Source organism: Pseudomonas sp. V98_8, assembly GCF_029967975.1.
GTDB lineage: Bacteria > Pseudomonadota > Gammaproteobacteria > Pseudomonadales > Pseudomonadaceae > Aquipseudomonas > Aquipseudomonas umsongensis.
The window spans coordinates 44,659-53,283 of record NZ_JASCAE010000071.1 but is presented as its reverse complement, the minus strand read 5'-3'; the positions used below and the strand labels follow the sequence as shown (position 1 = coordinate 53,283).

General features: G+C 61.6%; 7 protein-coding genes. 2 read left to right on the top strand and 5 right to left on the bottom strand.

Going from position 1 to position 8,625, the window contains the following annotated elements; genetic code table 11:
• Positions 1-144: 144 nt before the first annotated feature.
• The 5 genes from QLG10_RS22270 to QLG10_RS22250 form a co-directional block, all read right to left on the bottom strand.
• Positions 145-1,551: an ABC transporter substrate-binding protein gene (locus tag QLG10_RS22270; RefSeq protein WP_282488034.1), complete on the bottom strand. Its 1,407-nt coding sequence runs from the start codon at positions 1,549-1,551 to the stop codon at positions 145-147.
• Positions 1,552-1,852: 301 nt separating this feature from the next.
• Positions 1,853-2,098: a ferredoxin family protein gene (locus QLG10_RS22265; protein WP_008060065.1), complete on the bottom strand. Its 246-nt coding sequence runs from the start codon at positions 2,096-2,098 to the stop codon at positions 1,853-1,855.
• A gap of 26 nt (positions 2,099-2,124) precedes the next feature.
• Positions 2,125-3,855 (bottom strand): fumarate reductase/succinate dehydrogenase flavoprotein subunit, encoded by a 1,731-nt coding sequence (locus tag QLG10_RS22260; RefSeq protein ID WP_282488033.1) that lies wholly within the window; start codon positions 3,853-3,855, stop codon positions 2,125-2,127.
• Positions 3,852-4,604 (bottom strand): GntR family transcriptional regulator, encoded by a 753-nt coding sequence (locus tag QLG10_RS22255; RefSeq protein WP_110753328.1) that lies wholly within the window; start codon positions 4,602-4,604, stop codon positions 3,852-3,854. The genes QLG10_RS22260 and QLG10_RS22255 overlap by 4 nt, the downstream gene beginning before the upstream one ends.
• Positions 4,605-4,782: 178 nt before the next feature.
• A complete protein-coding gene (locus tag QLG10_RS22250; protein WP_033042825.1) occupies positions 4,783-5,670 on the bottom strand; it encodes a Dyp-type peroxidase in 888 nt (295 codons plus the stop codon).
• 260 nt (positions 5,671-5,930) lie between these two features.
• Between QLG10_RS22250 and QLG10_RS22245 the strand changes: the two genes are divergently transcribed.
• Both QLG10_RS22245 and QLG10_RS22240 read left to right on the top strand, forming a co-directional pair.
• Positions 5,931-7,556 carry an aldehyde dehydrogenase family protein gene (locus QLG10_RS22245; protein WP_110753330.1) on the top strand — a complete coding sequence of 542 codons (1,626 nt, stop codon included), beginning with the start codon at positions 5,931-5,933 and terminating at the stop codon, positions 7,554-7,556.
• Between the two features lie 104 nt (positions 7,557-7,660).
• On the top strand, positions 7,661-8,623 hold the full coding sequence (locus tag QLG10_RS22240; RefSeq protein WP_110753332.1) for an FUSC family protein: 963 nt from the start codon (positions 7,661-7,663) through the stop codon (positions 8,621-8,623).
• The last annotated feature ends 2 nt before the right edge of the window (positions 8,624-8,625 follow it).

Genomic DNA, 8,625 nt, shown 5'->3' with positions numbered 1-8,625 from the left:
CCTTGTCCCTCCTCCTCCCTTCAAGTCCTACCATACAAGCGAGCCTGCTCGCGAAAGCGGTGGGTCAGTCGACATCGATGGTGGATGTCAGTACGTATTCGCGAGCAGGCTCGCTCCCACAGGGGGATTGCGGGGCTCCAGAGGTTAGCGCGCGGCCACGGCTTGCGCCGTGGCATCGGTGAAATCGAACACCTTGCCGCCCTGGGCCGTGGCGAATTGCTGGGCCTGGCCCTTGAGCAGAAACGCGCTGAGGCGTCCTTTCGCATCGCTGGCAAACCACGCCTGGTCGGCCAGCAACTTGATCCCGCTGTCACTGGCCTGGGCATACACGGCGCGGATGTTCTTGCCTTCCTGCTTCAGCGCGGCCAGCGCGGTGAATGCCGCTTGCGCCGAGGCGTACTGACGGACTTTCGGCTCGCCGCGCACCCAGATCTCGGCCACCTGGCTGAAGTCGGTGATGGCCTGGCCACTGCCTGCATCGACGGCCTTGAGCGGCGTCTGCTCGTAATTCGCCAACTGCGCGCTGTAGTCCAGATTGGACGCCTTGAACGCGGCGCGAATGTATTGGTCGTCGATGAAGGTATTCAGGTCAAGACCGCGATCAGCCTTCTTCAATAGCTTGAGGGTGTCGATGGCGGTGCCGACGGCCTGGCGGTATTCCGGTTTCCAGGTCAGGTCGCGGGTCTGCACGCCGAGCGGGCCGTGGAACAGGTAGTTGACCTCGGCATCGACCCCGGTGACCTTGGCGATCAACTCGCTGTACTTCTCGGGCTCGGCGGCCAGCAGTTGGTTGGCTTCGATGCTCGCGCGCAGGTAGGCGACGACGATTTCCGGGTATTTTTTCGCATAGGCCTGGTCCACCAGCGCACCGTGGAAGGTCGGCGCGCCAGCCTGGGAACCGTCGTAGATCTTGCGTGCGAACCCCCGGCTCGGGAACAGTTCGGCGAACGGCACGAAGTCGGCATGGGCGTCGATCTTGCCGGCCTGCAACGCGGAACCGGCGACTTCCGGTGGCTGGGCAATGATGTTCACGTCCTTGAGCGGGTCCCAACCCTGGGCCGCCACAGCGCGCAGCAACATGCCATGGGCAGTGGACGCGAACGGAACGGAAATGGTCTTGCCCTTGAGCTCGGCCAGTGACTGCACGCCCGACGCGCTCGGCACCACGATGCCGTTGCCACTGCCCTGGGTGCTGCCCGACAGCACGCTGATGAACAGGCTGTGCTTGCCGGCGGTTTCAAACGCCACGCCGTTGAACGACCCGGGGAAATCGGCCATGGCGCCGAAGTCGAGCTTGCCGGCGACCATCTCATTGGTCAGCGGCGCGCCGCTGGTGAAGTTCTTCCACTGAACCTCGTACTTGGCGTCCTTGTACTGGCCATCGTGGGGCAGGTATTTGTCCAGCAGGCCCAGCTCGCGGATCAACAGGCCGCCCGCGGCGCAATTGATGGTGGTGTCCTGGGTGCCGATGGCGATGCGGATGGTTTCGGCTTGCGCCGACAAGGTGAATGAGGCCAGTACCAGACCGGCCAAAGCTGCGCGCAATATCATGAGTGTTTCCCCTCGAATCATTCATAGGATGTTCGTCTCCGCCACGATCAGGGCGTGGTGGGAAACGAGGGGTGTTTTTCAATTCAGCGTCCGGTGTTGCCGGATGGCATTTGGGTTGTCTTGGCAGGCCTCATCGCGGGCAAGCCCGGCTCCCACAGGTTTTCCGGTGTACAGAAGACTTGCGGCTGGCGTCGATCCACTGTAGGAGCCGGCTTGCTGGCGATGGCGGTCTGCCAGTCGATAAATCAGTTGCCTGATCCACCGCTATCGCCAGCAAGCCGGCTCCTACAGGTTCGGTGTTTCAGCGCAACAAATAGGGAATGTCTACTTTCACCGCCCCGGTCGGGCAATCCTTTTCGCACGGCATGCAGTACCAGCATTCATCGAAGGCCATGTAGGCTTTTTGCGTGGCCGGGTTGATCGCCAGCAAGTCCATCGGGCAGACGTCGACGCACACCGTGCAGCCCTTGTGGGCGATGCAAAGGTCCTCGTCGACGGTGACCGGTGCATTGGAGCGAAAGAATATTTCCTGGGGTTGGTAGGCCATTTCACGGTTTCTCTCTAGTGTCATGCTCAAGCCGCGTCGGCACCGACCCGCAACCGGTCGTAGGCCTGCATCTCGTCGGCGTCCAGCGGGATGATGTAAGGTTCGACGGCTTTCTTGAAACTGGTCATCACGCCGTTTTCGCCCTTCTTCAAGTGGCAATGGCAGAACCAGTCTCTGTCGTTGCGTTGCGGGTGGTCGACCCGATAGTGGTAAAGCCCCCAGCGACTTTCGGCGCGGAACAATGAAGCACGGGCAGCCATTTCGGCGCAGTCGCGAATCATGCTGACTTCCATGGCGCGCATCAGTTCGTGGGCGTTGTGGGCCTTGATCTGATCCAGGTCACGCTGGATGTCGCTGAAGCGTTGCAGGCCGATCTGCATCTTCTTCGTCACTTTCGGCGGCTGCAGGTAGTCGTTGACGAAGCGGCGCAGCTTGTACTCGACCTGGGCCGGTGGCAGGCCGTGTTCGCGGTCAAGGGGTGCGTAGACTCGCTGCTTTTCAATTGCGATCTGTTCGGCATCGAGCGCGGAAAACTCGCGTCCGGCGACAAAGTCCGCCGCGTTGGTGCCGGCAAACCAGCCATAGGTGAACGCACCGAGCATGTAGTTGTGCGGCACCGCGGCCATGTCACCGGCCGAATACAGGCCCTTGACCGAGGTCTCGGCCTTCTCGTTGACCCACACGCCCGACGCCGAGTGTCCGCTGCAAAAACCGATCTCGGAGATGTGCATCTCGACCATCTGCGTGCGGTAGTCGGTGCCGCGATTGGCGTGGAACTGACCGCGACTCGGGCGCTCGTTGCTGTGCAGGATCTCTTCGATGTTCTGGATGGTTTCTTCGGCCAGGTGATCAAGCTTGAGGAACACCGGGCCGTTGCCACTTTCCAGCTCCTGGTGGAACTCCCACATCATCTGGCCGCTCCAGTAGTCGCACTCGATGAAGCGCTCGCCCTTATTGTTGGCGGTGTAGCCACCCAAGGGACCGGTGACGTAGGCGCAGGCCGGGCCGTTGTAGTCCTTGATCAGCGGGTTGATCTGGAAGCATTCCAGGTTCGCCAGTTCGGCTCCGGCGTGGTAGGCCATGGCGTAACCGTCGCCGGCATTGGTCGGGTTTTCGTAGGTGCCCATCAGGTAACCCGAAGCCGGCAGGCCCAGGCGTCCGGCGGCACCGCAGGCGAGGATCACGGCCTTGGCCTTGATCACATGGAAGTCGGCCGTGCGGCAATCGAAGCCCATCACGCCGTTGACGGCGCCCTCTTCGTCCTTGAGCAAACGGGTGCAGACCAGGCGATTGGTAATGCTGACCCGCGCCCGCTTCAACTGGCGATACAGGACTTTCTTGATGTCGTGGCCTTCCGGCATCGGCAGCACGTAGGCGCCCATGTGGTGGACCTTTTTCACCGCGTAGTCGCCGGTCTCGTCTTTCTCGAACTTCACGCCCCAGCGGTCCAGCTGTGAGAGGGTCTCGAAACTGTGGGTCGCGTAGGCATACACCGCAGCCTGATTGACGATGCCGTCGTTGGCGATGGTGATTTCCTTGGTGTACTGCTCCGGCGTGGAGTGGCCGGGAATGATCGCGTTGTTGAGGCCGTCCATGCCCATGCTGATCGCGCCGCTGCGCTTGACGTTGGCCTTGTCGATCAACAATACCCGCAGATCGCGGTTGCGCTCCTTGGCCTTGATCGCCGCCATCGGCCCGGCCGTGCCGCCGCCGATCACCACGATGTCGTATTCCTGTTCGAGAGTCGTTCGGGTCATGCCTGCGCCCCTTTTTGCCGGTCGATCCGCAGGCGGTACTGGAAGGCATCGCCACGGTAGTAAAGGTGTTCGAAGTCCACTGGGCGGCCTTCGGCGTCGTGGGTCAGGCGCTCGATGCGCATGATCGGCGAGCCCGCCTCGACGTTCAGCGCCTGGGTCAGGTCGCTGTCGGCCAGTACTGCATCGATGGCCAGGTCGGCGTGACCGAGGGACAGTCCGCAGTCGTTTTCCAGGATCAGGAAAATGTCGCGGGTTACCAGATCGGCCTTCTCCAGACGCTCGCCAAGGGCTTTGGGCAGGTAAGTGATTTCCAGCGAAATCGGTTCGCGGTTGATCAGGCGAACCCGCTTGATCTGCGCCACGGTCTCGCCTTCGGCGACCTGCAAGCGATCGGCGACCAGCTTGTCGGCAGCGATGAACTTGAAGCTGCGCAGGCGGTTGATCACCTCATATCCGCGACCGGTCATGGACTCGGCCAGGCCTTGCAAGGTGCTGACGTTCTGGAAGGTTTTCGGCTTGGCGACGAAGGTGCCCTTGCCGTGGATCTTGAAGATCAGCCCTTCCTTCTGCAGATCGCCAAGGGCCTGGCGCACCGTGATGCGACTGACCTTGAACAGCGCACCGAGCTCGCTTTCGGAAGGCATCTGGCTGTCTTGCGGGTATTCACCGTCGAGGATGCGCGCACGCAACACATCGCGCAGTTGGGTGTGCAGCGGAACGCTACTAAGCGATAGAACGTTATCGGTCATGAAGATCACTTGTCATAACGAGTTATGACGTGATCTTAGAGTTCTAAGGAATGGCTGAGAAATACTGTTTGGGCATAAGGTTAGATGGAGATCAAAAGATCGCAGCCTTCGGCAGCTCCTACAGGTTTATGCGTTCCACCTGTAGGAGCTGCCGAAGGCTGCGATCTTTTGCTTTTACTCAGCCGATGCGCATGGCGCGCAGGTCCAAACGACCATCCTTCAGTGGCGGGCACCAGTAGTAGCCGCCGGTGATCGGCCGGCTGATGCGGTACAAGCCGTCAGTGATTCCGTCTTCCAGGCCGCTCATGCGGCGCAGCTGGACTTCGAAGGCGTCGAGGGAAAAACCGAAGGCCAGGAACATCAACCCGGCACGCTCGCCTTCGATCCACGGCATCGAGCGGCGAACCACGAACGCCTCAGGGGCAAAGCTCTCCTGGGCGGTGCGTTTGACGTGGGCCGAGATCGGTGCGTCGTCGAGTTCTTCGTTATCGCTCAGGCGACGGCCCATGATGTCATCCGTCTCATGGGACGCCATTGCACGAAAGCCCTTGAGGTCATGCTGCCATTGCTGGAGCGCGGCAAAGCTGCCGCCCACCATGCCTTCGGCGCCTTCACCCACCAGCGCGGCGGCCGCGGCAGCTTCGTCACGGGGGTTTTCAGTGCCGTCTTCGTAACCGGTCAGGTCATGGCCGTCACGGTGACGGAAACCCTCGGTCACTTGCACCAGGCGCAGGGCCGGGGCCAACGCTGCTTCGAAGGCGTGGCTGCGGTTGAGCAGTTCGCCACGGTCGGTACCGTGCAACCAGCACCAGAGCGCCTGTTGCGTCGACGGGTTGTCGACGCCGACACCGCTCAGCGCTGGAAACGCCCGCAAGCCTTCGACATGCCCGCCGAGGGCCTTGACCAGGGACTCACCGAAGCCGACCACCGCCGATTTGCCATCCACCAGTTGCGTCAGCTTGTCCAACGCAGCCGGCAGCGCCGCGGCCGATTCCAGGGCGAAGAACATGTGACGGGCGAGAGGCGGAACAGGGGTGGCAAGAATGCCCGGCTGGTAGTGACTCATGTGAACTCCTTATGAAAGAGCGCGGAGTTTAACCTCGGCACCAGCCATTGTGTGCTCCCAGGTCAAAAGATCGCGTTTCACCCCAACGCCGATTGCGGTCTACGCTTGAAGCACAATAATCACACCTTCACCCCTCTATTCTGCCCATCAGCGCTCGATTGCAGTTAAAAAAACTCATCAACAAGGCGTATAACCCTTGAACTGGATTCTTCAACGGCTAGCCATAAGCGCACGGCTGACATTACACACGGGGTAGCGACATGACGACCGCACAGATTCTTGGCAACCTGTTTCCCGACGCCGGCAGCATCCCGGAAAAATACCGTCTCGACGGCCAGACCGAACAACGCGAGTACCTGGTCGATGGCGTATTGAAAACCTGGCCAGGTCCACTCGCCCAGGTGCGCAGCCCGGTTTACCTGAGCGGCCCTGATGGCGATGAACAAGTCATCCTCGGCAGCACGCCGTTGCTGGATGCCGCCACCGCCTTGACCGCCCTCGACGCCGCCGTGCGTGCCTATGACCGCGGCCAGGGTTTGTGGCCGACCCTGCGCGTGGCCGAGCGCATCCAGCATGTCGAGACCTTCCTGGGGCGCATGCGTGAACAGCGCGAAGCGGTGGTGAAGCTGCTGATGTGGGAAATCGGCAAGAACCTCAAGGATTCGGAAAAAGAGTTCGACCGTACCTGCGATTACATCGTCGACACCATCAACGCCCTCAAGGAACTCGACCGCCGCTCCAGCCGCTTCGAACTGGAGCAGGACACTCTCGGTCAGATCCGTCGCGTACCGCTGGGCGTGGCGCTGTGCATGGGGCCCTACAACTACCCGCTGAACGAAACCTTCACCACGCTGATCCCGGCGCTGATCATGGGCAACACCGTAGTGTTCAAGCCGGCCAAGCTTGGCGTGCTGCTGATTCGCCCGTTGCTGGAGGCCTTCCGCGACAGCTTCCCGGCCGGGGTGATCAACGTGATCTACGGCAGCGGGCGTGAGACGGTCAGCGCGCTGATGGCCAGCGGTAACATCGATATCTTTGCCTTCATCGGCACCAACAAGGCCGCCAGCGACCTGAAGAAGTTGCACCCGCGCCCTCACCGCTTGCGCGCGGCATTGGGACTCGACGCGAAAAACCCCGGCATCGTCCTGCCGGAGGTGGACCTGGACAATGCGGTGACTGAAGCGCTCACCGGCTCCCTGTCATTCAACGGCCAGCGCTGCACCGCCCTGAAGATCCTGTTTGTCCACGAAGACGTGGTCGAGGCCTTCATCGAGAAATTCAACGCCAAACTGGCCACGCTCAAACCCGGCATGCCGTGGGACAGTGGCGTGGCGCTGACACCGTTGCCGGAGTCGGGCAAGGTCGATTACCTGCACTCGCTGGTGGCCGATGCCGTGGGCAAGGGCGCGAAAGTGGTCAACCCCAATGGCGGCGAGGCGCGCGCGTCGTTCTTCTACCCCGCCGTGCTGTACCCGGTGACGCCGCAGATGCGGGTCTACCAGGAAGAACAATTTGGCCCGGTGGTGCCGATCGTGCCCTATCGTCATCTGGACACGGTGATCGACTACGTCCTCGAATCGGACTTCGGCCAGCAACTGAGTATCTTCGGCACCAACCCGGTGGCGGTCGGTCGACTGGTCGACACCTTCGCCAACCAGGTCGGGCGCATCAACCTCAACGCCCAATGCCAGCGCGGCCCGGACACCTATCCGTTCAATGGCCGGAAAAACTCCGCCGAGGGCACGCTGTCGGTGCACGACGCCCTGCGGGTGTTTTCCATTCGCACGCTGGTGGCGACCAAATTCCAGGAGACCAACAAGGATCTCATCAGCGAGATCATCAGCGGCCGCAGTTCAAGCTTCCTGACCACTGACTACATCTTCTGAGGAGAGCCGACCTGAGCGCATCCACGGCTGTTCGCTTGCCACCGCTACTGCGCCAATTACTGCGTCCGCTATTGGACCCGTACCAGCGCTATCGCCACGCGCGGATGATCCATGCCGTGCGCGTGTCGCTCGGGTTGCTGGCGACGATCCTGCTGACCACCGGCATCCACCTGCCCCACGGCGAGTGGGCCTCGGTGACGATGCTGGTGGTGATCGGCGGCTTGCAGCACCATGGCAACATCGGCAAGAAAGCGGCCGAACGGGCCATCGGCACTCTGGTCGGGGCGGCTATCGGCCTGATCCTGGTGGTGCAACAGTCCTGGCTCGGGATGCCGTGGCTGACCTATTTCGCCATGGCGGTGGTGTGCGGATTCTTCTCGTACCATGCCATCGGCAAAGGCGGATACACTGCGTTGCTGGCTGGCATAACCGTATTCATCGTCGCCGGGCATGGTGACAATCCGGTCACTGACGGGTTGTGGCGTGGGGTGGATATCCTGATCGGTATTGCCCTGGCCCTGGCATTTTCCTTCGCCCTGCCGCTCTATGCGGTCTATTCCTGGCGGTACAACCTGGCAGATGCCCTGCGTGACTGCGCGGCGGTCTACGGTCGCATCATCACCGGCCAATCGGTGACTGGCGACGAACACCTAAGGCTGATGGGGCGACTGAACACCGTGATGGTACAACTGCGCTCCCTGATGCCATCGGTGTCCAAGGAGGTGAAGATTTCCATGAACGAGCTCGATGCCATTCAACGTCAGCTGCGCCTGTGTGTCAGCACCCTTGAGATACTGGGCAATACCCGACCGGATGCCAGCGACCTGCAATCGGCCTTGAAGGCAGAGCATCGACTGATTCGCGTGCAACTGATGGCCATGGCCCGGGCGCTGAAATCCGGTGGCACCCACCGGCTGGAGCGCCCCGTGGCGCTACCGATGGTCAGGCTCGATGTGCCGGTCTACAACGCCCTGGACGGTTACCGATTGTTGACTGAGCAACTGCTTGCCAACATTGGCGAGATGCGCCAGCGACTGGCCAGGACGGCGCCGCGCTGGAACATCTGAAA

Excerpts from the sequence above, each read along its gene's own strand:
- QLG10_RS22255 (WP_110753328.1), bottom strand. The coding sequence starts at position 4,604 with ATGACCGATAACGTTCTATCGCTTAGTAGCGTTCCGCTGCACACCCAA.
- QLG10_RS22240 (WP_110753332.1), top strand. The coding sequence starts at position 7,661 with ATGATCCATGCCGTGCGCGTGTCGCTCGGGTTGCTGGCGACGATCCTG.
- QLG10_RS22250 (WP_033042825.1), bottom strand. The coding sequence starts at position 5,670 with ATGAGTCACTACCAGCCGGGCATTCTTGCCACCCCTGTTCCGCCTCTC.
- QLG10_RS22260 (WP_282488033.1), bottom strand. The coding sequence starts at position 3,855 with ATGACCCGAACGACTCTCGAACAGGAATACGACATCGTGGTGATCGGC.
- QLG10_RS22245 (WP_110753330.1), top strand. The coding sequence starts at position 5,931 with ATGACGACCGCACAGATTCTTGGCAACCTGTTTCCCGACGCCGGCAGC.
- QLG10_RS22265 (WP_008060065.1), bottom strand. The coding sequence starts at position 2,098 with ATGGCCTACCAACCCCAGGAAATATTCTTTCGCTCCAATGCACCGGTC.
- QLG10_RS22270 (WP_282488034.1), bottom strand. The coding sequence starts at position 1,551 with ATGATATTGCGCGCAGCTTTGGCCGGTCTGGTACTGGCCTCATTCACC.